This is a genomic window from Amycolatopsis sp. cg9 (assembly GCF_041346945.1).
In the GTDB taxonomy this organism is placed as follows: domain Bacteria; phylum Actinomycetota; class Actinomycetes; order Mycobacteriales; family Pseudonocardiaceae; genus Amycolatopsis.
The window spans coordinates 6,195,749-6,218,712 of the sequence record NZ_CP166850.1 but is presented as its reverse complement, the minus strand read 5'-3'; the positions used below and the strand labels follow the sequence as shown (position 1 = coordinate 6,218,712).

The window sequence follows — 22,964 nt, the reverse complement described above, 5'->3', positions numbered from 1 at the left end:
CGAACGGGCCGCTGTTTGACAACTCCAGAAAGCAAAGCGACGGCCCACGCCGCCACCACCCGGCCACCAGGCCCCACCACCCAGATCCCGGCTACCGTGGCGGACATGAGCAACACCGAGGCCACCCCGGCCGAGCTCGCCTGCGCCGACCGCCCGACGGTCACCGATCCCGACCGTCCCGCCGTCGAGATCCTCACCCCGCGCGAAGTCCCCCTCGGCGGCCCCCGCGCCATGCGTGTCCGGCGAACCCTCCCCCAGCGCTCCCGCTCCCTCATCGGCGCCTGGTGCTTCGCCGATCACTACGGCCCCGACGAAGTCGCCTCGATGGACGTCGCCCCGCACCCGCACACCGGCCTGCAGACCGTGAGCTGGCTCTTCGCCGGCGAAATCGAGCACCGCGACAGCCTCGGCACGCACGCGATGGTCCGCCCCGGCGAGCTCAACCTGATGACCGGCGGCCACGGCATCTGCCACTCGGAGGTCTCGACCGCGGCCACGAAGACCCTGCACGGCGTCCAGCTCTGGGTGGCGCTGCCCGAGCGCCACCGGAACACCGCCCGCGCCTTCGACCACTACGTGCCGTCGGTGAACCGGATCGAAGGCGCCGAGATCCGGGTGTTCCTCGGTTCGCTGGCCGGGCGCACGTCGCCGATCCCGACGTTCACCCCGCTGCTGGGCGCGGAGATCGTCCTGGGCCCGGACGCCCACATGTCCCTCGGCGTCGACCCCCGCTTCGAGCACGGCGTCCTCGTCGACACCGGCGACGTCGAGGTGGCCGGCACCCGCGTCCGCGCGGCCGAACTGGGCTACGTGGGCACCGGCGTCCGCACCTTGACGCTGAGCAACCGCGGGACCGCCCCGGCCCGGTTCCTCCTGCTCGGCGGCACCCCGTTCGAGGAAGAAATCCTCATGTGGTGGAACTTCGTCGGCCGCACCCACGAGGAGATCGCGGCCTTCCGCGAGGCCTGGGAAGCCGGATCCGACCAGTTCGGCAGCGTCACGGGCTACCCGGGCGAGCGGCTGCCCGCGCCCGCGCTGCCCGCGGTCCGCATCAAGCCGCGCCGCAACCCGGGGTCAGGCCAGGAAACCGCCCACGGCTGAGGCGAACGCGGCCGCGTCGTCCAGCCACGGGTAGTGCGCGGCACCGGGCACCACCACGGCCCGGCCACGCGGGAAGAGCGCGGCGAATTCGGCGGCGACGGCCGGGCTGGCGATCCAGTCCAGTTCGCCGGCCAGCACGAGCACCTCGGCGGTGACGGCGCCGAGCGCGGCGCGGGTCACCGCAGGCTCGAAAGCACCGGCGGCGTTGTACCGCCGCGCGGCCTCACCGTTGCGCTGGCCGGGCTCGGCGGCCTGGTGCCGCCGGGCCGCGGCGTCCCAGCGGCCGTAGTACATCGGCGCCACGGCGGCCCAGTCGGCGCGGGTGGCGGTCCGGGCGGCGATGGACTCGTAGGCGGCGGCCGCGGCCTCGAACCACGGGGCGCCGGCCCGCCGCGCCATGATCCGCCGGCGTTCGGCGACCGGCAGCTCCAAGCCGACGGCCCGCGGGCTCGGCGTGATCAGCGCGAGCCGGTGCAGGTGCTCCGGGTACCGCTCGGCGTACCGCACGGCCAGGCTCGCCCCGGCCGAGTGCCCGAGCAGGTCGAACCGGTCGAGGCCGAGGTGCTTGCGCAGCGCCTCGACGTCCTCGACCTGCCGGTCGCACCGGTAAGTGCCCGGGTCCACGGGCTCCGCGGAGTCGCCGGTGCCCCGCGGATCCAGCACGGCGGTGCGCCGGTACGCGCTCAGCCCACCCAGGTCCCCGAGGTAGGCCCCGGCCCGCATCGGCCCGCCGGGCAAGCACACCACCGGCGGCTCGGCACCGGAGCCGGAAACGCGGACGACGAGTCCGGTCCCGTCCGGCGCGGAGAAACCGCCGGCGTTCACCGGGTCCGGGCCAGGTAGGCCTCCAGCGTCGCCAGCCGGTGCTCGCGGGCGAACCGCTCGACCTCGTCCGGACCGGCCCCGCTTTCGATCAGCTCCAGCAGCCGATCGTGCTCCTCGACGGACTTCGGCGCCCGCCCGGGCACGGACGCGAACGTGCTGTCGCGGACGGCGGCGAGCCGGGTCCAGCAGCGCTGCACCAGGTCGACCAGGTTCGGGTTGGGGCAGGCGCCGAACAGCACCTCGTGGAACTCGGCGTTCAGCGCGGTGAACGCCAGCGGGTCGAACTCGGCGAGGCTGCGGCGCATCCGGTCGTTGAGCGCGCGGGCCCGCGCCAGCGCGTCCGGGGTGAGCAGCGGCGCGGCGAGGCCGGTGGCGGCGCCCTCGACGATCGCGACCGTCTGCATCGCGTGCCGGTAGGCGACGGGGTCGATGGCGGTCACCCGGGCGCCGACGTTCCGCTCGAACTGGATCAGTTCCTCGGCCTCGAGCCGGCGCAGGGCCTCGCGGACGGGCACGGCGCTGACGTCGAGTTCCCGGCCGATCTGGTCCAGCACGAGCCGGTACCCCGGGCCGTAGCTCCCGTCCAGGATCCGGGCTTTGATCGTCTCGTAGGCCAGCTGGGACTTCGTGACCGGTCTTCCCGAGGACGCGCTGATCATGTAGGAAACAATATATGGTCTCCCCTGCGTCCCCCTCCCCGACCGCGGCCGACCTGATCGTCGACGGGCTGCGGGCCCACGGCGTGGACACCGTCTTCGGGCTGCCCGGCGTGCAGACCTACGAGCTGTTCGACAGCCTCGCCCGCGCGCAGGGCGAGATCCGGGTGATCGGCGCCCGGCACGAGCAGACGGTGGCCTACATGGCCTTCGGGTACGCCCAGGCGACCGGCCGGACGGGCGTCTGCACCGTGGTGCCGGGTCCGGGCGTCCTCAACGCGTCGGCCGCGCTGCTCTCGGCGCACGGGGCGAGCGCGCCGGTGCTGTGCCTGACGAGCGAAATCCCGCGCGCGTACCTCGGCCGCGGGCTCGGCCACCTGCACGAGATGCCCGACCAGCTGGCGACCCTGCGCACGATGACGAAGTGGTCGGCGCTGGTCGAGCACCCGGCCGGGATCCCGGACGCGCTGGCGACCGCGTTCCGGGAAGCGGCGGGCGGGCGGCCGCGGCCGGTTTCGCTGGCGGTGCCGTGGGACGTGCTGGGGATGCGCGCCCCGGCGGAAGCCACCGCACCGCTGCCGCTCCCCCGCCCGGCCGTCGACCCGGTCGCGGTGGCGCAGGCCGCGGAGCTGCTGGCCGGCGCGAAGCACCCGATGATCATGGTGGGCGGCGGCGCCCGGCACGCGGCCGCCGAGGTCCGGGCGCTGGCCGAGCGGCTGCAGGCGCCGGTGGTCCCGTTCCGCGGCGGGCGCGGCGTCGTGGGCGACGACCACCCGCTCGGGTTCACCTGCGGCACCGGTTTCGAGCGGTGGGCCGAGACGGACGTCGTGATCGGCATCGGGTCGCGGCTGGAGCTGTCGTGGTTCCGCTGGCCGGACAAACCGGCGGGCCTGAAGACGATCCTGCTCGACATCGACCCGCGGCAGGCGACCCGGCTCGAAGCGGACGTCGCGATCGTCGCCGACGCGGCCGACGCCACGGCCGCGCTCACCGAAGCCGCCGGTCCACAGCGGACGGACCGGACGGCGGAGTTCACCGCGCTGAAAGCCACGGTGGCGCAGCGCTTCACCGACGTCGGCCCGGAACTGGAGTACCTGCGGGCGATCCGCGACGTGCTGCCCCGCGACGGCTTCTTCGTCGAAGAAATCTGCCAGGTCGGCTTCGCGTCCTACTTCGGGTTCGAGGTCTACGCCCCGCGCACCTTCATCACCTGCGGCCACCAGGGCACGCTCGGCTTCGGCTACCCGACGGCGCTGGGCGTGCAGGCCGCTTTCCCCGGCCACCCGGTCGTCTCGGTGGCCGGCGACGGCGGGTTCATGTTCGCGGCGCAGGAGCTCGCCACCGCCGTCCAATACGGACTCAACGTGGTCGCGGTGGTGTTCGACAACGGCTTCTACGGCAACGTCCACCTCGACCAGGAGCGCCTGTTCGAGGGCCGGGCACTGGGCGGGCGGCTGCGGAACCCGGACTTCGCCCGGCTCGCCGAGACGTTCGGCGCGCTCGGCCTGACCGCGCGCACCCCGGACGACCTGCGCGCCGCACTGGACAAGGCGTTCGCGTCAGGCCGCCCGGCGCTGGTGCACGTGCCGTGCGAGCTGGGCACCGGCGCCTCGCCGTGGAAGTACCTGATGCCGAAGTCGGAGCGCAGCTAGCCGGCGGCCACGCGTTCCAGCGCGGCGAAGACCCGCTCGACGTCGGCCGGGGTGGTCCGCCAGTTGCTGAACGCCGCGCGCAGGGCCGGGCGGCCGGCGTAGCCGGTCGGGGTGAGGAAGGTGGTCCCGTCCTCGGCGATGGCGCGGACGAGGGCGTCGACGCGGTCCTGGGTGCCGTCCCCGGCCGGGGCGAAGCAGACGACGTTGAGCCGCACCGGCGCGAGCAGCCGCCAGTGCGGCGAGCCGTCGATCCGGGCGCCGAGGTCGCGCGCCAGCGAAACGCAGCGCTCGACGATCTCGCGGTGCCCGTCGCGGCCGTAGGCCGTGAGCGAGAACCACGCCGGGAGCGCGCGCAGCCGCCGCGAATTCTCCGGCGTCAGGTGCAGGAAGTCCGGCGTCTCGCCGATTTCGCCGAGGTAGGCGGCGTTGTTGCCGAACACTCGCAGCTGCAGATCGCGGCGCCGGGTGAACTGCACGGCCGAGTCGTAGGGCACGTTGAGCCACTTGTGCAGGTCGACGACGACCGAGTCGGCCTGCTCGAGGCCCGCGGTCAGCGCCGCGTGGTCCGGCGCCAGCGCGGCGAACCCGCCGAACGCGGCGTCGACGTGCAGCCAGAAGTCGTGGCGCCGCTTGAGGGCGGCGATCGCGCGCAGGTCGTCGAAGTCGACGGTGTTGACGGTCCCGGCGTTGGCGACGACGACGGCCGGCCCGTCGAGCGACTCGAGCACCTCGGCGAGCTTCCCGACGTCGACGGCTTCACGCCCGGGGAGCACCGGCACCTTCCGCAGCGCCGAGCGCCCCATCCCGAGGAACGACAAGGCCTTCGGCACGCTCGAATGCGGCGTCCCCGACAGCACGGTCACCGGCCCGAGCGCGACGGCACCGTCTTCGGAAACCGTCACCCCGGCCCGCTCGCCCAGCCACTCACGGGCGATGGCCAGCCCGGTCACCGTCGACATGGTGGCCCCGGTGACGAACGCCCCGGAGAACTCCGCCCCCAGCCCGAAGAGCTCGGCCAGCCAGCCGACCGTCTCGCGCTCGAGGTCCTGCGCCGAAGAGTCCATCCCGCTGGCGGAATTCTGATCGTGCGCCGAGGTGAGCCAGTCCCCGGCGAGCGCGGCGGGCGTCACACCCCCGGTGACGAAGCCGAGGTACCGGGGCCCCGCACTGGCCGCGAACCCGGGTTCCCACCGCCGCGAAAACTCGTCCAGCGCACCCCGCGCCCCCACCCCGCCCACCGGCAGCGGCGCCGGCACCGCACCCCCGGGCGGCACGGCGGCGGCCCGCTCCCCGACCCCGGCCAGCGCACCGGCGGCGAGCTTGCTCGCGGCGTCGAGCAGGTCGGGCAGCGAGTCCAGGTCTTCGGCAAGCCTCGGGTGCATTCCCCGACGCTAAGCCGCACCTCCACGGGCTGTCGCGGGCCAATCCCCCGAAACTGGCCCGCTCGAATCCCGGGCGACACGCCGGGGCGTCCGAGCGTCGGGCACTTCTTCCGCGACATAGGTCAAACTTGCCCCATGCGGACGACCTACGCCTTGGTGCAGCTCGCCGCTGCCCTGATGGCAGCACCCGAAGACCGGCATTGGGGCTACCAGCTGTCGAAGGCTTCCGGCGTCCAGTCCGGCGCCATGTACCCCCGGCTCAGCACGATGCTGGCCGAAGGCTGGCTCGAGGACGGCTGGGAGGACCAGCAGGAGGCCGACGGCCGACCGCCTCGCCGCTACTACACCCTCACCGAGCGGGGGAAGGCCGAACTGGGCGCCCTGTTGACCAGAGCCGATCAGGACCAGCGGTTCCGCGGGATGAACCTGGGGTACGCGTGACCAAGGACTTGCTCGCTCTCGTCACGGAGTGGGGCGTCGGCGCGACGCTGACCGTCGCGGTGCTCTTCGGCTTCTTCCCCAAGTTCGTCGTGAACCTCATCGTGCTGGTGTACCCGCCGGACCACCCTCGCCGGCGGGAACTCCCTGCCGAACTGGAGGTCGTTCCCTTGCGGGAGCGGCTGACCTGGGTGTTCGGGCAGTGCGCCACCGTCCTGTTCGACGGGGTGCCGGCCCGCATCAGCGAGCTGCGTTCCCGAGCCCGGCCCACCTCCGCCGGGCCCGATTCACCGGAGAGCGCCGAAGCGGCCACGTCCGACCAGCTTTCCCCCGAAGCAGCACGCCGGGCGAGCTTCCTCGCCCACGCCGCCGAAGTCACCATGGGAGCCGCCGTCTTCGGCTCCGGCCCCATCGAGTGGTTGGACGTTCCCACCAGGATCACTCCCCTGGCCGGGAGGCTGCTCACCACCCGGGTCTCCAGCGGCCGCTTCACCGGCGCCTACGTCTTCGAGCCTGCCGACCGCATGCGCCCGCTCAGCGACGAAGCAGCTCGTCGGCGAAACAACCGCGACGCCGCCGACCTCGCGGAACGACTCAGGGCCTGCTACGACGCCTGACGACCCCGGAGCCGGCGGACGCGGCCCTCGGCCGGGTCGAACGTCACCCGGCGCAGCGGGCCCGTCAGCAGCAGCACCACCGCCATCGCCGACAGCGCGGCCAGCACCATCGCGGCGACGAACTGGGCCGCGCCGGACGTCGCCGTCCCCAGCACCGCGTACCCGGCCAGCACCAGGGCCAGCGGGGCGAACAGGCCCGACAGCGCCGGCACCAGCGGGACCCGGTCACCGTCGGGGCGGCGGGCGGACACCACCGCCGCCCCGGCGCAGGTGACCGCGGCGACCAGGAGGCAGCCGCCGACGGTGTCGCTCAACCGGTGCCAGCCCAGTGCCACGGCCGCGGCCGAGACCCAGGCGACGACGATCCCGCCGGTGACCAGGGCCGGCAGGCGGAAGCGGCGGGGCAGGACGATCGCGAGGGCCACGAGCATGGCCATCGCCGCGCTGACGTGCCCGCTCGGGAAGCTGTTGTGGCTCGCGACGCCGAAGCGGTCGCCGGTGCTCGGGCGGTCCAGGACGTACAGCTTGAGCAGCTGCGCCACCACCAGCGGCGCCGCCAGCAGCGCGAGGGCCGTCACGCCCAGCGCGAGCCGCCGGCGCAGCAGGGCGATCACCACGACCAGCAGCGCGATGCCGCCGAGCACCACCACCTGGTCGGACTGCCGCAGCGGCTCGGCCCACTCCACCACGTGCGCGGCGGACTGGGCGCTGCGGACGACGCCGTTCTCGACGCCGCGGCCGGTCTCGGTGCGGACGAAGAGGAGGTAGGCCGCGACGAAGGCGAGGGCGAACCCGGCCGCGCTCGCCGCGAGCACGGTGGTTCGGGACGCGGCCCGCGTCACGAGCGCGTGGCGTCCGGGCGGCGGGGTCACAGGGCGTACCTCGGAGCTGATCACTGCCATGTCCCCGAGTCTGGATCCGCTGTTTCGGGATCCCGTCAGCGTGATGTCATGGTTTTGCTACAAGATCGGCCCGGGTCGCCACGACGTGCGGTTTTCCGAATAATGGCGCCGTGGCCGAGGTACTGGTGGTGGAAGACGACGCGGCGGTGCGGGAAGGACTGCAACTGGCCCTGCGCCGGCAGGGACACGTGGTGCGCACCGCGGAATCGGGCGAGCTCGGGATCGAGGTGCTCGTGCACCACCGGCCCGACATCGTCGTGCTCGACCTGATGCTGCCGGGCATGGACGGCTTCGAAACGTGCCGCCGGATGCGGGCGTCCGGCCCGGTCCCGATCATCATGCTCACCGCGCGCACCGACGACTTCGACATCGTGGCCGGGCTCGAAGCGGGCGCGGACGACTACGTGGCCAAGCCGGTCGAGCCGCGCGTCCTGGACGCGCGGATCCGGGCGGTGCTGCGGCGGGCGGTCAGCGAGCGGCCGGGCGAGCCGCCGCAGCCGGACGAGCGCCACGGCGACCTCGTGATCGACCGGGCCGCGCTCGAGGTGACCAAGCGCGGCGCGGCGGTGTCGCTGACCCCGACCGAGCTGAAGCTGCTGCTGGAACTCTCGCGCACGCCCGGGCAGGTCTACAGCCGCCAGCAGATCCTCTCCGCGGTGTGGGACCACGACTACCTCGGGGACTCCCGGCTCGTCGACGCGTGCGTGCAGCGGCTGCGCGCCAAGATCGAGGACGTGCCGGCGAAGCCGGAGTACGTGCAGACCGTCCGGGGGTTCGGCTACCGGTTCGGCCGGTCGTGAGCCGCGTCCGCGCGTGGCTCACCGGGCTGCGGGTCCGGCTGGTCGCCGCGTTCGCGGTGATCATGATCCTGGGCGCGACCGCCGCGGCGGGGGCGAGCTACGTCTCCGCGCGCACCGCCATCCTCGGCGGCATCCAGGACCAGACGATGCTGAAGCTGCGCGACCAGATCACCGCGTACCTGCCGACCGTCTCCCTGCCGCCAACGCAGGGCACGCTCGACGCCTTCGCGACGGCGCTGAAGTCCAGCGGCGCGCTCGTCGTCTACCACGGCATGAGCGCGACTTCGGGCATCGACTACGACAGCGTGCCCGCCGAGCTGCGCCAGGCGGTGGCGCACAGCACGAACATCCAGTTCCAGCGGGTCGACATGCAGGGTTTCCCGATGTTCTTCGTCGGAGTCCCCGTGCAGACCGGCCGCAACGGCGGCGAACCGAGCGGGCTGGAGGTGTACGCGACCGTCTCGCTGACCCAGCAGCAGGAGGCGATCGACGACCTGGCGCGCAAGGCCTGGCTCTACTCCGCGCTCGCGCTGCCGTTCGCGGTCGCGGTGGCCCTGCTGGCGGCGCGCCAGGTGCTGCGGCCGGTGCGCGCGCTGAACACCGCGGCCAGCCAGCTCGGCCGGGGACGGCTGGACGTGCGGCTGCGCGCCACCGGGTCCGACGAGCTGGCCCAGCTGGTCGCGACGTTCAACAACACCGCCGCGGAGCTCCAGCGCACGGTCGGCACGCTGCAGGCGATGGAAGCGGACGCGCGGCGGTTCGTCGCCGACGTCTCGCACGAGCTGCGCACGCCGCTGGCTGCGATGAACGCGGTCACCGACGTCCTCGACGAGGACGCCGCCGACCTGCCGGCGGACACCGCGGTCGCGGCGCGGCTGGTGTCGGCGGAGACCAAGCGGCTGACGCGGCTGGTGCAGGACCTGATCGAGATCTCGCGGTTCGACGCCGGGCGCGCGGAGCTGCGGCGCGAACAGCTGGACGTCGCCTCGGCGGTCGCCGACAGCCTCGCCGCGCGCGGCTGGGAAACCGGCGAGGACCTGGTCGCCGAGCTCCCGGTCGGCATCATGGCCTCGCTCGACCGGCGGCGGCTCGACATCGTCGTGGCGAACCTGGTCGGCAACGCGATGCGGCACGGCGCGCCGCCGGTGGAAGTGGTCCTGCGGGCCGAGCGCGGCGACGTCGTGCTGACCGTCACCGACCACGGACCGGGGATCCCGGCGGAGGTCCTGCCCGCCGTGTTCGACCGGTTCACCAAGGCCGACACGGCCCGCGCGCGGTCCGAAGGCAGCGGGCTCGGGCTGTCCATCGCCCGCGAAAACGCGCGGCTGCACGGCGGTGACATCACCGCGGCCAACACCGGTTCCGGCGCCCGGTTCGAACTGCGGCTGCCCCGGGAGGCGTGGTGAAGAAGCTCCTCGTCCTCGCGGTCCTGCTGCTGGTGAGCGCGTGCGGGGTGAAGCCGACGCCGGTCGTCGGCGCCGGGCCGGCGCCGACCCTGCGGAACCCGGAGGGCAGCGCGCGCGGCGCCGAGGTGATCCTCTACTTCGTCCTCGACGGCCGGCTCACCCCGGTGTCGCGCCCGATCACCAGCTCGGTGGGCGTCAACACGACGCTGTCACTGCTGCTGAGCGGGCCGTCCTACGCCGAAGCGGCCGACGGCTACACGACGATGCTGCCGGCGGCCGGCGGGGAGATCTCCCTGTCCCCCGATCCCCCGCCGACGATCACGCTGCCGTTCCCGGTCCAGCAGCTCAACCCGACCGCGATCAACCAGGTGGTCTGCACGACGTTCGCGGCGCTGGCCGCCCAGAGCCGGTACGTCATCGAGAACTCCGTCTCGATCGCCGGGACCGACACGAAGCTGCCGGCGCAGACCTGCCAGGCGTTCTGACCGAACCGGCGCTCAGCCGGGGTAGGGCCGGGCGGCCCTCGCTTCCGTCAGCGAACGGGCCCACCACCCGAGCTGGTCGAGCATCGCCTTCGCCGCGACCCCCGCCGCTTCGTCGGTCGGCACGCCGTCCGGGCCGAAGCGGGTGTGGGCGCCGTGGAAGCTGACCGTCTCGCGGATCGTCACCGAGTGGAGCTCGGCGAAGACCGCCCGCAGGTGCTCGACCGCGCGCAGCCCGCCCGAGATCCCGCCGTAGGACACGAACGCGACCGGCTTCGCCCGCCACTCGTCGCGGTGCCAGTCGATCGCGTTCTTGAGCGAGGCCGGGTAGCTGTGGTTGTACTCCGGGGTCACGACGACGAACGCGTCCGCGGCCTCGAGCCGCGGGGTCACCTTCCCGATCTCCGCCTGCACCGCCGGCGCCGGCGCCGACCCGAACGCGGGCATCGCCAGCGGCAGGTCCGGTTCGGCGAGGTCGACGACGTCGACCGCGAAGCCGCCGGTCTCCGCCGCGACGCCGGCCAGCCAGGTGGCCACCACCGGGCCGAACCGTCCCTCTCGGACACTTCCCACGATCACCGCGACCCGCACGGGTGCTTCGGACACGCTTTCCTCCTTGCCACTGCGGCGTTTTCGCCGTCCGGGCCAGGATGGGACTTCAAGCTCGCTTGAAGTCAAGCGCGGAGCTGTGGTTGCATGACCGGCATGGTGAACGCGACGCTGCCGGACTTGACGGTCGGCGAACTTTCCCGGCGCAGCGGGGTCCCCGCGTCGGCCTTGCGGTTCTACGAAGACGAAGGCCTGATCCGCAGCCGCCGGACCGCCGGGAACCAGCGGCGGTACTGCCGGGACGCCCTGCGGCGGGTGACGTTCATCCGGATGTCGCAGCGGGTCGGCATGCCGCTGTCCACGATCCGGGAAGTGCTGGCCCTGCTGCCCGACGACCGGACGCCCACGCGTGCCGACTGGGCGCGGATCTCGCAGTGCTGGCGGGAAGACCTGAACGCGCGGATCCGCCAGATGGAACAGCTGCGCGACGACCTGACCGACTGCATCGGCTGCGGCTGCATGTCACTGGCCAAGTGCCGGCTGGCCAACCCCGGCGACCGGCTCGGCGCCGACGGCCCGGGGCCGCAGCGCCTCGCCGATCATCGCGCGGACGGCTACGAAGACTGAACTTTCACCGGCGTTCCAGGACGCCGCGCAGGAACATCGCCTGGCCGGCGTGCTGGATGTCGTCGTCGAGGACGCTGATCAGGCGCACGCCGAGCGTCACCGGCGGGTCCCAGGCCTCGTCGACGACCCGGTCGAGCGCCGCGGCGTCGAGGCCGGTCACGTACCGGACGGTCTGCTCGTGCACGGCGTCGTAGTAGCCGGTGAGCAGGTCCGGCTTGTCGACGCGGACCGCCTCGACGTCCGCGGGGCGGTGGCCGTAGCCGGTGTCGCCCGCGGGGAACGGGAGGCCGAAGCGCGACAGCCAGTCCTGGCCGATCCACACCTGCTCCGTGCCCGCCACGTCCGCGACGTGGTCGTCCTGGACCCGGGTCAGGTGCCACACCAGCCAGGCGATCGAGTTGGCCTCGTCGTCCAGCCGGGCCAGGAGCTGCTCGGCGGTGAGCCCTTCCACCGCCGCGTGCACGTTGCCCTGGACCCGGCTGAACCCGTCGACGAGCAGATCGGCCACGTTCATTCGACTGCCTCCCGTTGCTGACGCCGTTTGCCGGCGTGCTACCCGATCATGCCCGCCGGCAAACGGTTCCCGCTAGCGCGGCAGCAGCTGGTCGAAGAACGAGCGGTAGCGCCGCAGTGCGATCCGCAGCTCCTCGGTGGCCGGTTCGCCCTGCTGCCACTGGCCTTCCAGGTCGCTCTTGTGCTCGGCGAACGTGGTCGCCAGCGCGCTGATCACGGCGGCGACCAGTTCGTCGGCCTCGCGCACGGCCTGCTTCGGGTCGTCGACGAAGCCGGTCTGGACGTTCTGCCAGCGGTCGCGGAAGCCGGTGACCTTCTCCTCGTCGATCAGCGGGGGCGTCTCGACGTCGCCGCCCGATTCCGCGGGCGCGCTCTGGGCGGCCGGGCGGGCGGTGTCGGAGCCCGCCGACGCCGAAGCGAGGTCAGCGGTGCTCAGGCTGTGGTCCTGGCCGGTGCCCGGCTCGCGGAACTCGGTGTGCTCCCGGTCGGGGACTTCGGCGGTGTCGTCGCGGGACAAGTCGTCACGGGACAGGTCGTCACGGGACAGGTCGTCACGGGACGAGTCGTCGCGCGCGAGGTCGTCGCGGCCGAAGTCGTCGTCCTGGTCGGTGCTGTGCCGCGTCAGGTGCTCGGTCATGGTCAGCGTCCTCCGTTCCACTCGGTCCGCGGCTGCGCGGACGCCTGGTGCTCGTGCTGCTCGGTGTCGCGACGGCCGTCGCGGTCGTGCTCGCGGTCGTGGTCGTGCTGGTGACCGTTCCGGCGGTCGTGGTGCTCGCGGTCGCGGTCGTGGTCGCGGTGCTCTTCGTCGGCGCCGTCGGTCAGCAGGTCCTCGAACACGGTGCGGTAGCGGACCATCGCGTCGCGCAGGTCCTCAGTGGACGCTCCGTCGCGCTTCTGCTGCGTGGTGTGCGCGGCGCGGTAGTGCTCGAGGGTCTTGGCGTGGCGCACGGAAAGGTCGGACAGCTGCTGCTCGTACCCCTCGGTCGGGTAGCCGCGTTCGGCCATCAGGCCGACGAGGAGCCGGTCCGCCTCGGTGACCGCCGCGGACGGCTGGTCGACGAACTTTTCCTGCACCTGCGCCCATTCCCGGGCGTAGCGCTCCCGCGCCGACGCCGAGAGCGGGCGGATGTCGAGCTCCTTGTGCCGGCGTTCCCGCTCGGCGAGTTCGCGCTGCGCGGCACGCGGGTTGTCGCTCTCCTCCACGGCGCGGTCGTACTCCGGGCCGAACCGCTGCTGCAGCCGTTTTCGCTGCATCTCTTGCGTCACAAGCCAGATCACGGCGCCGAGCACCGCGAAGGCCACGACGACGATCACGACGATCAGCCAGGTGGGCATCACACAACTCCTTCATGGATGTCGCCCCCGATGGCTCTCGTGTGCCCGGAACGCGGACGCCGAAACCATCGCGCGGCGCGATTCGGCCGACCGGCCGCGCGGATGCCGCCGGATGCGCGATGTAACGCTGATAACACCTCTCCACTAACACTGCTACCCACTGAAGTGGTATCGTCGATAACAGAAAGAGGGAACCAGTGTTACCGAGCAGGAAGCAGGCACCGATGAGCACCACCACCGAACCCCGCGTCGCGATCGTCACCGGCGGCTCGCGCGGCATCGGCCGCCGGGTCGCCGAGCGGCTGGCCGCCGACGGCATGGCCGTCGTCGTCAACTACGCCGGCAACGAGGAGGAAGCCCGGGCCGCCGTCGGCGCCATCACCGGACGCGGCGGGCAGGCCATCGCCGTCCGGGCCGACGTCGCCGAGCCCGCCCAGGTCGCGGAGCTGTTCGACACCGCGGAGCGCACCTTCGGCGGCGTGGACGTCGTCGCGCACCTGGCCGGGGTGATGAACGCGCCGACGCCGATCGCGGACACCGACTTCGAAGTCCTCGACCGGGTGCACCGCACCAACATCCGCGGCACGTTCGCGGTCGCGCAGCAGGCCGCGAAGCGGGTGCGCGACGGCGGCGCCGTGATCACCACCTCGACGTCCGTGCTCGGCCTGAACCTGCCCGGCTACGGCGTCTACAACGCCACCAAGGGCGCGGTCGAGGCGATCACCATGATCCTCGCCCGCGAGCTGCGCGGCCGCGACATCACCGTCAACACCGTCGCCCCCGGCCCGACCGCGACCGCGCTGTTCCTCGACGGCAAGGACGAGGAGACGGTCGCGCGGATGGCCAAGCAGCCCCCGCTGGAGCGGCTCGGCCGCCCGGAGGACATCGCCGAGGTCGTCGCGTTCCTCGCCGGGCCGGCCCGCTGGGTCAACGGCCAGGTGCTGCGCGCCAACGGCGGAATCGTCTGAGGAGGACAGTCGTGATCATCGTCGTCACCGGCGCCTCCAGCGGGATCGGCGCCCTCTCCGCCCGGGCGCTGGCCCGCGCCGGGCACACCGTCTACGCGGGCATGCGCGACACCCTCGGCCGCAACGCCCCCCAGGTCGAAGCCGCCGCCGCGTACGCCGGCGAACACGGCGCCGACCTGCGGACCGTCGAACTCGACGTCGCGAGCCAGGCGTCGGCCGACGCGGCCGTCGCCGGGATCGTCGCCGCGCACGGCCGGCTGGACGTCGTCGTGCACAACGCCGGGCACATGGCGCTCGGCCCGGCCGAGGCGTTCACGCCGGAGCAGCTCGCCGAGCTCTACGACACCAACGCGATCGGCACCCAGCGCGTCAACCGCGCGGCACTGCCGCACCTGCGCGCGCAGCGGGACGGACTGCTGGTGTGGGTGTCGAGCAGCAGCGTCCGCGGCGGCACCCCGCCCTACCTCGCGCCGTACTTCGCGGCGAAGGCGGCGATGGACAGCCTCGCGGTCGGCTACGCCGGGGAACTGGCCCGGTTCGGCATCGACACCACCATCGTGGTGCCGGGCGCCTTCACCGCGGGCACCAACCACTTCCCGCACGCGGGACACCCGGCCGACGCAGCCGTCGAAGCGGCCTACGAGGAGCGCTACGCCGGGTTGAGCGAACACGTCGGGCGGAAGCTCGCCGAGATCACCCCGCCCGGCGCGGGCGTCGCGAAGGTGGCCGAGGAGCTGGCGCGCGTGGTGGACCTGCCGAAGGGCCGGCGGCCGTTCCGGGTGCACATCGACCCGGCCGACGACGGCGGCTGGCTGGTCGCCGAGGTCGGCGACCGGATCCGGCGCGAGTTCCTGCGGCGGATCGACCTCGCCGACCTGCTCAGCCCGGCACCCGCGTGAACCGGGTCACGATCAGGTGATCCCTCGCCGGCGCGAGTTCCTGCGGCGGATCGACCTCGCCGACCTGCTCAGCCCGGCACCCGCGTGAACCGGGTGACGATCAGGTGGTCCTTCGCCGGGCCGCGGACCGCCCACTCCTGCCGCCAGCGCCGCGCGCCGAGCACCTGGTAGCTCCCGCGGTAGAGGTCGGCTCGGCAGGGGTGGTCGGTGGCCCAGTGACCGGCGCGCAGGTCGAGCTCGTGGAAGAAGCCGCCGTGGTCGAAGTGGACGTCGGCCCGTCCGGGCGCGGTGGGGCGGTAGTGCAGGGTGCGCGTGACCGGGCCGGTGTAGCCGCCGAGCCGCATCTCGCCGGCTTCGCGGTAGACGAGGACGCCGTCTTCTTCGGTGAAGCTCGCGGTGCCGGTCACCTCCCCCACCGCCTCGCCGTCGGCGGTGAGGATTTCGCGGTCGAGCCGCCACGCACCGGCGAAATGCGCGACGAGATCGGGAACCGGCCAGTACTCCACGCGCCCAGTCTGCCACCCGGCGGCGGGGCGGGCCGGAACTGTCGGACCCCCGCTCTATAGTCGGCCGGGTGGCAGAGACCGACCTCGCACCCGCGTCCGACGCGCTGGAGACCCTCCGGCGCGTGTTCGGCTACGACAGCTTCCGCGGCGACCAGGCGGCGATCGTCGAGCACGTGATCGCCGGCGGCGACGCGCTCGTGCTGATGCCCACCGGCGGCGGGAAATCCTTGTGCTACCAGATTCCCGCGCTCGTGCGCCCGGGCGTCGGCGTGGTGATCTCCCCGCTGATCGCGCTGATGCAGGACCAGGTCGACGCGCTGCGCAACGCCGGTGTCCGCGCCGGGTTCCTCAACTCAACCCAGGATTACGCGGCCCGACAGGAGGTCGAGTCGGCGTTCGTGAGCGGCGAGCTCGACCTGCTCTACCTGGCGCCGGAACGGCTTTCGGTCGAGTCGACCGTGCGGCTGCTCGACCGCGGCAAGATTTCGCTGTTCGCGATCGACGAAGCGCACTGCGTCGCCCAGTGGGGCCACGACTTCCGGCCCGACTACCTCCAGCTGTCCGCGCTGCACGAGCGCTGGCCGGACGTACCGCGGATCGCGCTGACGGCGACCGCGACCGAGGCCACGCACCAGGAGATCTCCGCGCGGCTGGGGCTCGACGAAGCCCGGCACTTCGTCGCGAGCTTCGACCGGCCGAACATCCAGTACCGGATCGTCGGGAAGAACTCGCCGCAGCGGCAGCTGCTCGAGCTGCTGCGCACCGAACACCAGGGCGACGCCGGGATCGTCTACTGCCTGTCCCGGAACTCGGTCGAAAAGACCGCGGAATTCCTGGTGCAGAACGGGATTCCGGCGGTGCCGTACCACGCGGGCCTCGACGCGCGCACGCGGGCGAAGCACCAGTCGCGGTTCCTGCGCGAGGACGGGCTGATCGTGGTGGCGACGATCGCGTTCGGCATGGGCATCGACAAACCGGACGTCCGGTTCGTCGCGCACCTCGACCTGCCGAAGTCGGTCGAGGGCTACTACCAGGAAACCGGCCGCGCGGGCCGCGACGGCCTGCCCTCGACCGCCTGGCTGGCGTACGGGCTGCAGGACGTCGTGCAGCAGCGCAAGATGATCGACACGTCCGAGGGTGACGACGCGCACCGCCGACGGCTGGGCGCGCACCTGAACGCGATGCTCGCGCTGTGCGAAACGGTGGAATGCCGCCGGGTGCAGGTCCTCAACTACTTCGGGCAGCAGGCCGGGCCGTGCGGCAACTGCGACACGTGCCTGAACCCGCCGGAGAAGTGGGACGGGACGATCGCGGCGCAGAAGCTGCTGTCGACGGTCGTGCGGCTGCGCAACGAGCGGCGGCAGAAGTTCGGCGCCGGGCAGGTCATCGACATCCTGCTCGGCAAGTCCACGCCGAAGGTCACGCAGTTCCAGCACGACACGCTCAAGACGTTCGGCATCGGCACCGAGCTGCGCGAGCAGGACTGGCGGGCGGTCGTGCGGCAGCTGCTCGCCCAGGGCCTGCTCGCGGTCGAGGGCGACTACGGCTCGCTCGTGCTCACCGAGGCCAGCGCCGAGGTGCTGGGCGGCGATCGCCAGGTGATGCTGCGCCGCGAGCCCGAGCGCGCGGCGGCCGCGAAGGTCCGGGGCACGCGAAAAGCCGCCGCCGCGGTGGACATGCCCGCGGAGGCGGCTCCGCTGTTCGAACGCCTGCGCGCCTGGCGAGCCGGCGTCGCGAAGGAACAGGGCGTACCCGCTTACGTCATCTTCCACGACGCGACCCTGCGCCAGATCGCCACGCGAAAGCCGTCTTCACTGGCGGATCTGGGCACGGTCAGCGGGGTCGGCGAGAACAAGCTCGCCAAGTACGGCGAGGGGGTCCTCGAAGTCCTGACCGCCGAGTGACCTAGCGGGCGGCCGGCCCCGGCTGCCCGGGCTGTCCCGGTTCCCCGGTCACGGAGTTGACCTTGCGGACCGCGCCGGCGATCTGCTGGTGGTACTTGCCCTTGGTCTTGTCGTCGACGAACTTGGCCGCCTTGCCGACGGCCCCGTTCACCTTTTCGGGGTTTTTCTTGGCGTACGCGCGGGCGGCGCCGGCCGCGCCGGCCAGCACGGTGAGCTTGCGCAGGAAAGCCATCGTCGTCTCCCTCGTCGGTGTGCGGTCATCCTGACAACGCGGACGAACCACCCGGAGGTTCCCCGTGTGACGCGGGCCAAACAAAATTGCCGCGCGAGCGGTGCCCGGCGGCCTCTAGGGTCTGGCTCATGCGCGACCTGGCGGCCCTGCCGAAGGCCCACCTGCACGTCCACCTGGAGAGCACGATCCGGCCGGGCACGCTCCGCGAACTCGGCGAGGCGAACGGCGTCGCCGTCCCGGCCGAACCGCCGGAGTTCGACGGTTTTCGCGCGTTCGCCGACTACAACGCACTCATCCGATCGTGTCTTCAGCGGCCGGCGGACTTCGAGCGGATCGCGCGCGAGTACGTCGAGGACGAAGTCGCGCAAGGCACGCGCTACGCCGAAGTCACGTTCACGGCGGCGTCGCACGGAGAACGGCTCGGCGACCCCGAAATGCCGCTGGAGTCCGTCCTCAAAGGACTGTCGGCGAGCCGGGGCCTCGAGTGGCGGCTGGTGCTCGACCACTCCCGGCGGCGCTCGGTAGAGCGTGCCGGACGCACCCTCGACCTCGCGCTGAAGTACGACGAAGTGTTCGCGATCGGCATGGCGGGCGAGGAAAACCACTCGCTGCGGCCGTTCGCGACGCTCTTCGAGAAGGCCAGGGCGGCCGGGATCCGCCTGCTGCACCACACCGGCGAAGACGCGGGGCCGGACAGCATCCGCGAAGCGCTCGAAGTCGGCCGGACCGAACGGCTCGGGCACGGCATCCGCGTCCTCGACGACCCGGCGCTCGTCGCCGAGGTGCGCGAGCGGGGCCTGGCGCTGGAGGTGTGCCCGTCGTCGAACGTGACGCTGGGGCTGGTGCCCTCGCTGCCCGAGCACCCGCTCCCCCGCCTGCGCGACGCCGGGCTGACGGTCACGCTCAACACCGACGTCCCCTCGGTGACCGGCGCGGAGCTCGCCGCGGAGTACGGCCGGGTCCGGGACGCCTTCGGCTACGACGACGCCACGATGGCGGACTTCGCGCGGGCGAGCGTCACGGCGTCCTTCGCCCCCGAAGCGACGAAGCGAAAGCTCCTCGAAGGGATCGACGCGTGGCTCACACCGGCAGCAGGCGGGTGACCAGCGCCGAAAGCTGCTGCACCGTGCGGCACTCGTGCATCTCGACGACGTCGGCGTACTCCAGCGCCGCGGAGTCGCCGGTCGACCACAGCGAGCGTCGTTCGGGGTTCAGCCAATAGACGTGGCGGGCGCGGGACTTGATCTCGCGCACCGCGTCGAGGTTGGGGTCGCCGCCGTTGGTGCGGGCGTCGCCGAGGATCAGCACCGACGTGCGGGGGCCGACGGCGTCCAGCCAGTTCTCGGTGAACTGGCGCAGGGAGCCACCGTAGTCGCTGTGGCCGTCCCAGCGCACCAGCGCCGCTTCGGACAGCATGCGCGCGCCGAGGTGCTCGGGGTCGGCGGTGCCGGTGGTGACCAGGTGGGTGACCTCGTCGGCGCTGTCGACGAAGGCGAACACGCGGATCTTGCTGAACTGGTCGCGCAGCGCCTGCACCAGCAGCATGGTGAAGTTCGCGAACCCCGCCACCGAACCGGACAGGTCGCACAGCAGCACGATTTCCGGCCGGCCCGGCCGCCGGTGGCGGTAGGCCGGGCGCAGCGGGACGCCGCCGGTGGACAGCGACCGCCGCAGCGTGCGGCGCAGGTCGATCTGCCCGCGCGTGGTGCGCTTGCGGCGGGCGGCCAGGCGCGTCGCCAGCTTGCGGGACAGCGGCTGGATCGTGCGGCGCAGCTCGGCGAGCTGGTTCCGGCTGGCGATGAGGAAGTCGACGCGGTCGGCGGCGGGCGCGATGGCGTGCTTGGCGACGCGTTCGCGGCCGCGGACCTCGGCCGCGCGGCGGCGCGCTTCGGTGCGGACCCGCCCGCGGAACCCCTCGACGCGGCGGCGGATCTCGTCGCGGTCGAGCCGGTCGGTGAACTCGCCGCGCGCGCCCCCGCCGCGGACCGCGGCCAGCACCCGCGCGATCAGCGTCTGCGGCTGCAGCCGCTCCAGGGTCTGGTGCGCCGAGAAGCCGCCACCGGGGCCGCTGGACGAGCCGTACTGGCCGAGCATGTCCACCGCGAGCCCGGCGAGCTGGGCGAGCGCCTGCTCGTCGCCCTCGGCCAGCGCGGCCGCGAGCTCTTCCCGCAGCTCCTCCAGCGTCGACGGCTGGTCTTCGCGGGCTCGCTCCGGCGCGCCGATCCCGGCCGGGAAGTACAGGTCGAAGGCGGCGTCGAAGACCGCGCGCTGCCCGCCGCGGCGGACCAGGGCGGCGGCCAAGCCCTCGCGGACCAGTTCGCGGTCGTCGAGGCCGAGCACCTCCAGCGCGGCCGCGGCGTCGACCGTCTCGGCGGGGCCGGCCGGGATGCCCTGGGCCCGGAGTGCCTTGACGAACGACGCGAGCCGCTCCGGCACGCCGCCGGTCACGACGCGTCCAGGACCTGTTCGAGCTGCAGCCCGGCGCCGGCCTTGGCGATGTCGTCCTGGTGCTTGAGCACGACGCCGAGGCTCTCCCGCACGACCCGCTCGTCCAGCGTCGACGCGCCGAGCGCGAGCAGCGTGCGCGCCCAGTCGATGGTCTCCGCGACCGACGGCAGCTTCCGCAGGTCCATCGCGCGCAGGGCGGCGATCACCCGGACGACGGAATCGGCGAGCGCGGCGTCGATGCCCGGGACCTTGAGCCGGACGATCTCGCGTTCGAGCTCTTCTTCGGGGAAGTCGATGTGCAGGAACAGGCAGCGGCGGCGCAGCGCTTCGGACAGCTCGCGCGTGGCGTTCGAGGTCAGCACGGCGAACGGCGGGCGCGTGGCGGTGATCGTGCCGAGCTCCGGGACGGTGACCTGGAAGTCGCCGAGCACCTCCAGCAGCAGGCCCTCGACCTCCATGTCGGCCTTGTCGGTCTCGTCGATCAGCAGCACGGTCGGCTCGTCGGACGAGATCGCGGTGAGCAGCGGGCGGCGGAGCAGGAACTCCTCGCCGAAGATGTCGGTGCGGGCCTGCTCCCAGCTCTCGTCGCGGCCGGCGGTGATCCGCAGCAGCTGCTTCGCGTGGTTCCACTCGTAGAGCGCGCGGGCCTCGTCGATGCCTTCGTAGCACTGCAGGCGCACCAGCCGCGAGCCGCTGACCTGGGCGACCGCCTTGGCGAGCTCGGTCTTGCCGGCGCCGGCCGGGCCCTCGACCAGCAGCGGCTTGCCCAGCCGATCGGCGAGGAACACCGTGGTCGCCACGGCCGTCGACGCCAGGTAGCCCGCCTCGGCCAGCTTGGCCGACACGTCGTCGACGGAAGTGAAGAATCCGGTGCCCACCACGTGCCTCCTAAGCGGTCGCTCACCCGGAGCGTACCCGACTGGCGGGCTAGCATCGGCCGCGTGACCTACGTTGCGGCATCCGGCCGATACGACTCGATCCCCTACCGGCGCTGCGGGCGTTCCGGGCTGAAGCTGCCGGCGATCTCGCTCGGGCTGTGGCACAACTTCGGCCACGACCGGCCGCTGCAGACCCAGCGCGACATCACCCGCCGCGCCTTCGACCTCGGCATCACCCACTTCGACCTGGCGAACAACTACGGCCCGCCCTACGGCTCCGCGGAGGAGAACTTCGGGCGGCTGCTGGCCACCGACTTCAAGCCCTACCGCGACGAGCTGGTGATCTCGACCAAGGCCGGCTACGACATGTGGCCCGGCCCGTACGGCGAGTGGGGCTCCCGCAAGTACCTGCTGTCCTCACTGGACCAGTCGCTCGGGCGGCTCGGCCTGGACTACGTCGACATCTTCTACTCCCACCGCTTCGACCCCGAGACACCGCTGGAGGAGACGGTCGGCGCGCTCGACAGCGCCGTCCGCGCCGGGAAGGCGCTTTACGTCGGGATTTCGTCGTACAGCTCGGAGCGGACCGCCGAAGCGGCGCGGCTGCTGCGGGAACTCGGCACGCCGCTGCTGATCCACCAGCCGTCGTACTCGATGCTGAACCGCTGGATCGAGGACGACGGCCTCCTCGACACCCTGGACGAGGCGGGCGCGGGCTGCATCGCGTTCTCGCCGCTCGCGCAAGGCCTGCTGACGGACAAGTACCTCAAGGGCGTCCCGGCGGACTCGCGGGCCGCGCAGGGCAAGTCGCTCGACCCGGGCACCCTCGACGAGGACCGCCTGAACCGCGTCCGCGCGCTCAACGACATCGCGGGACGGCGCGGCCAGTCACTGGCGCAGCTGGCCTTGGCGTGGGCGCTGCGCGACCACCGGGTGACGTCGGTGCTCATCGGCGCGAGCAGCGTGAAGCAGCTCGAGGACAACGTCGGCGCGCTCGGCAACCTCGACTTCTCTTCGGAGGAGCTGACCGAGATCGACGGCCACGCGACGGACGCGGACATCAACCTCTGGAAGCGGTCCTCGGACGCCTGAGGCCGGCGACGGCGGGACGCACCACGCGTCCCGCCGTTTTCCGACCCGACGTTTGACCAGATTTCGTATTTGGTCATACGATGGCGACGTGCCTCCTGCCGAAGACCGCGCCGAACGCGCCGAGCGGATCCTCGACGCGGCCGCCGAGCTGCTCCTGCGCGCCGGCTACCGGCGCACGACCGTCGAAGACGTGGCCGAGCGCGCCGTCGTCGGCAAGGGGACCGTCTACCTGCACTGGAAGAACCGCGAGGAGCTGTTCCTCGCGGTGCTGCTCCGCGAGTCCGTCCGGAGCCTGGAAGACCTCGTGGCGGCGCTCGAGGCCGACCCGCTCGCCGCGCGGCTGTCCCGGCTCACCGAGATCCAGTACGCCAACGTGCTGGGCCGGCCGCTGCTGCGCGCCGGGTACGCCGACGACGCCGACACGCTCGGCAAGCTGCTGCCGAAGCTGCACGCCAAGCTCGACCCGCGCCACGACGAGGCGTTCGTCGACTACCTCGAGCTGCTGGCGGCGAACGACCTGCTGCGGACGGACCGGCCGGCGCGCGAGCTCGCCGTCGCCTACCAGGCCGTGCTGCACGGTTTCCTGCTCGCCGCGCACCCCCCGGCGCTGATCGCCGACACCGTCGCGCACGCCTTCGAACCGGCCGCGCCTTCGACGAGGCAGCTGCGCGCGGTCGCGCCGCGGGTCCTCGAGCTGTTCACCGAATCCGTCGCGCTCGACCGCAAGCAGCTCGAGCGCGCGTACTGAAACC

Annotated in this window: 26 protein-coding genes; 14 read left to right on the top strand and 12 right to left on the bottom strand. The window is 72.7% G+C overall.

Annotation, left to right across the window (positions count from 1 at the left end):
* Positions 1-105: 105 nt before the first annotated feature.
* A complete protein-coding gene (locus AB5J73_RS28940; protein WP_370961820.1) occupies positions 106-1,101 on the top strand; it encodes a pirin family protein in 996 nt (331 codons plus the stop codon).
* Here the strand turns inward: AB5J73_RS28940 and AB5J73_RS28935 are convergent.
* Positions 1,075-1,926: an alpha/beta fold hydrolase gene (locus tag AB5J73_RS28935; RefSeq protein WP_370961819.1), complete on the bottom strand. Its 852-nt coding sequence runs from the start codon at positions 1,924-1,926 to the stop codon at positions 1,075-1,077. The genes AB5J73_RS28940 and AB5J73_RS28935 overlap by 27 nt on opposite strands.
* Positions 1,923-2,585 carry a GntR family transcriptional regulator gene (locus AB5J73_RS28930; RefSeq protein ID WP_370961818.1) on the bottom strand — a complete coding sequence of 221 codons (663 nt, stop codon included), beginning with the start codon at positions 2,583-2,585 and terminating at the stop codon, positions 1,923-1,925. The genes AB5J73_RS28935 and AB5J73_RS28930 overlap by 4 nt, the downstream gene beginning before the upstream one ends.
* Positions 2,586-2,599: 14 nt before the next feature.
* Here AB5J73_RS28930 and AB5J73_RS28925 point away from each other — a divergent pair, with 14 nt between their 5' ends.
* Complete coding sequence (locus tag AB5J73_RS28925; RefSeq protein WP_370961817.1) at positions 2,600-4,234, top strand: thiamine pyrophosphate-dependent enzyme; 1,635 nt, start codon at positions 2,600-2,602, stop codon at positions 4,232-4,234.
* Here AB5J73_RS28925 and AB5J73_RS28920 read toward each other — a convergent pair.
* A complete protein-coding gene (locus AB5J73_RS28920) occupies positions 4,231-5,616 on the bottom strand; it encodes an aspartate aminotransferase family protein (protein WP_370961816.1) in 1,386 nt (461 codons plus the stop codon). The genes AB5J73_RS28925 and AB5J73_RS28920 overlap by 4 nt on opposite strands.
* 135 nt (positions 5,617-5,751) lie before the next feature.
* Between AB5J73_RS28920 and AB5J73_RS28915 the strand changes: the two genes are divergently transcribed.
* Both AB5J73_RS28915 and AB5J73_RS28910 read left to right on the top strand, forming a co-directional pair.
* Positions 5,752-6,057, top strand: coding sequence for a PadR family transcriptional regulator (locus AB5J73_RS28915; protein WP_370961815.1), 306 nt, complete (start codon positions 5,752-5,754; stop codon positions 6,055-6,057).
* Positions 6,054-6,671 (top strand): hypothetical protein, encoded by a 618-nt coding sequence (locus tag AB5J73_RS28910; RefSeq protein WP_370961814.1) that lies wholly within the window; start codon positions 6,054-6,056, stop codon positions 6,669-6,671. The genes AB5J73_RS28915 and AB5J73_RS28910 overlap by 4 nt, the downstream gene beginning before the upstream one ends.
* Here the strand turns inward: AB5J73_RS28910 and AB5J73_RS28905 are convergent.
* Positions 6,659-7,573: a phosphatase PAP2 family protein gene (locus tag AB5J73_RS28905; RefSeq protein ID WP_370961813.1), complete on the bottom strand. Its 915-nt coding sequence runs from the start codon at positions 7,571-7,573 to the stop codon at positions 6,659-6,661. The two genes, AB5J73_RS28910 and AB5J73_RS28905, sit on opposite strands and share 13 nt — an antisense overlap.
* Before the next feature lie 110 nt (positions 7,574-7,683).
* Here AB5J73_RS28905 and AB5J73_RS28900 point away from each other — a divergent pair, with 110 nt between their 5' ends.
* From AB5J73_RS28900 to AB5J73_RS28890, 3 genes are all read left to right on the top strand, one after another.
* Positions 7,684-8,373 (top strand): response regulator, encoded by a 690-nt coding sequence (locus AB5J73_RS28900; RefSeq protein ID WP_370961812.1) that lies wholly within the window; start codon positions 7,684-7,686, stop codon positions 8,371-8,373.
* Positions 8,374-8,435: 62 nt separating this feature from the next.
* Entirely contained in the window at positions 8,436-9,779 is a 1,344-nt protein-coding gene (locus tag AB5J73_RS28895) for an ATP-binding protein (RefSeq protein ID WP_370973374.1), read from the top strand.
* Complete coding sequence (locus AB5J73_RS28890) at positions 9,776-10,264, top strand: hypothetical protein (protein ID WP_370961811.1); 489 nt, start codon at positions 9,776-9,778, stop codon at positions 10,262-10,264. The genes AB5J73_RS28895 and AB5J73_RS28890 overlap by 4 nt, the downstream gene beginning before the upstream one ends.
* Positions 10,265-10,276: 12 nt before the next feature.
* Here AB5J73_RS28890 and AB5J73_RS28885 read toward each other — a convergent pair whose 3' ends face one another.
* Positions 10,277-10,867: an NADPH-dependent FMN reductase gene (locus tag AB5J73_RS28885; protein ID WP_370961810.1), complete on the bottom strand. Its 591-nt coding sequence runs from the start codon at positions 10,865-10,867 to the stop codon at positions 10,277-10,279.
* A 90-nt stretch (positions 10,868-10,957) separates the two neighbouring features.
* On the opposite strand from AB5J73_RS28885, the gene soxR reads away from it, so the two are divergent.
* Positions 10,958-11,437, top strand: coding sequence for a redox-sensitive transcriptional activator SoxR (gene soxR, locus AB5J73_RS28880; protein ID WP_370961809.1), 480 nt, complete (start codon positions 10,958-10,960; stop codon positions 11,435-11,437).
* A 4-nt stretch (positions 11,438-11,441) separates the two neighbouring features.
* On the opposite strand, the gene AB5J73_RS28875 is transcribed toward soxR, so the two are convergent.
* The 3 genes from AB5J73_RS28875 to AB5J73_RS28865 all read right to left on the bottom strand — a co-directional run bounded on the left by AB5J73_RS28875 (position 11,442) and on the right by AB5J73_RS28865 (position 13,285).
* A complete protein-coding gene (locus AB5J73_RS28875; protein WP_370961808.1) occupies positions 11,442-11,951 on the bottom strand; it encodes a DUF664 domain-containing protein in 510 nt (169 codons plus the stop codon).
* A 72-nt stretch (positions 11,952-12,023) separates the two neighbouring features.
* Positions 12,024-12,587 carry a hypothetical protein gene (locus AB5J73_RS28870; RefSeq protein ID WP_370961807.1) on the bottom strand — a complete coding sequence of 188 codons (564 nt, stop codon included), beginning with the start codon at positions 12,585-12,587 and terminating at the stop codon, positions 12,024-12,026.
* A gap of 2 nt (positions 12,588-12,589) precedes the next feature.
* Positions 12,590-13,285: a hypothetical protein gene (locus tag AB5J73_RS28865; RefSeq protein WP_370961806.1), complete on the bottom strand. Its 696-nt coding sequence runs from the start codon at positions 13,283-13,285 to the stop codon at positions 12,590-12,592.
* Positions 13,286-13,509: 224 nt separating this feature from the next.
* Here AB5J73_RS28865 and AB5J73_RS28860 point away from each other — a divergent pair, with 224 nt between their 5' ends.
* Together AB5J73_RS28860 and AB5J73_RS28855 are read left to right on the top strand one after the other, a co-directional pair.
* Positions 13,510-14,253 (top strand): SDR family oxidoreductase, encoded by a 744-nt coding sequence (locus tag AB5J73_RS28860; RefSeq protein ID WP_370961805.1) that lies wholly within the window; start codon positions 13,510-13,512, stop codon positions 14,251-14,253.
* Between the two features lie 11 nt (positions 14,254-14,264).
* Entirely contained in the window at positions 14,265-15,152 is an 888-nt protein-coding gene (locus AB5J73_RS28855) for an SDR family oxidoreductase (RefSeq protein WP_370961804.1), read from the top strand.
* Positions 15,153-15,220: 68 nt separating this feature from the next.
* On the opposite strand, the gene AB5J73_RS28850 is transcribed toward AB5J73_RS28855, so the two are convergent.
* Positions 15,221-15,658, bottom strand: a complete 438-nt coding sequence (locus AB5J73_RS28850; protein ID WP_370961803.1) for a DUF6314 family protein — start codon at positions 15,656-15,658, stop codon at positions 15,221-15,223.
* A gap of 68 nt (positions 15,659-15,726) precedes the next feature.
* On the opposite strand from AB5J73_RS28850, the gene recQ reads away from it, so the two are divergent.
* Entirely contained in the window at positions 15,727-17,562 is a 1,836-nt protein-coding gene (gene recQ, locus AB5J73_RS28845) for a DNA helicase RecQ (protein ID WP_370961802.1), read from the top strand.
* Between the two features lies 1 nt (position 17,563).
* Here recQ and AB5J73_RS28840 read toward each other — a convergent pair whose 3' ends face one another.
* Complete coding sequence (locus AB5J73_RS28840; protein ID WP_370961801.1) at positions 17,564-17,794, bottom strand: antitoxin; 231 nt, start codon at positions 17,792-17,794, stop codon at positions 17,564-17,566.
* A gap of 128 nt (positions 17,795-17,922) precedes the next feature.
* On the opposite strand from AB5J73_RS28840, the gene add reads away from it, so the two are divergent.
* Complete coding sequence (add, locus tag AB5J73_RS28835; protein ID WP_370961800.1) at positions 17,923-18,897, top strand: adenosine deaminase; 975 nt, start codon at positions 17,923-17,925, stop codon at positions 18,895-18,897.
* Here the strand turns inward: add and AB5J73_RS28830 are convergent.
* Entirely contained in the window at positions 18,875-20,242 is a 1,368-nt protein-coding gene (locus AB5J73_RS28830; RefSeq protein ID WP_370961799.1) for a VWA domain-containing protein, read from the bottom strand. The genes add and AB5J73_RS28830 overlap by 23 nt on opposite strands.
* Positions 20,239-21,120 carry an AAA family ATPase gene (locus AB5J73_RS28825; RefSeq protein ID WP_370961798.1) on the bottom strand — a complete coding sequence of 294 codons (882 nt, stop codon included), beginning with the start codon at positions 21,118-21,120 and terminating at the stop codon, positions 20,239-20,241. Before AB5J73_RS28825 ends, AB5J73_RS28830 begins: the two co-directional genes overlap by 4 nt.
* Before the next feature lie 63 nt (positions 21,121-21,183).
* Between AB5J73_RS28825 and mgrA the strand changes: the two genes are divergently transcribed.
* Together mgrA and AB5J73_RS28815 are read left to right on the top strand one after the other, a co-directional pair.
* Entirely contained in the window at positions 21,184-22,212 is a 1,029-nt protein-coding gene (gene mgrA / locus AB5J73_RS28820; RefSeq protein WP_370961797.1) for an L-glyceraldehyde 3-phosphate reductase, read from the top strand.
* An 88-nt stretch (positions 22,213-22,300) separates the two neighbouring features.
* Complete coding sequence (locus AB5J73_RS28815; RefSeq protein ID WP_370961796.1) at positions 22,301-22,960, top strand: TetR/AcrR family transcriptional regulator; 660 nt, start codon at positions 22,301-22,303, stop codon at positions 22,958-22,960.
* The last annotated feature ends 4 nt before the right edge of the window (positions 22,961-22,964 follow it).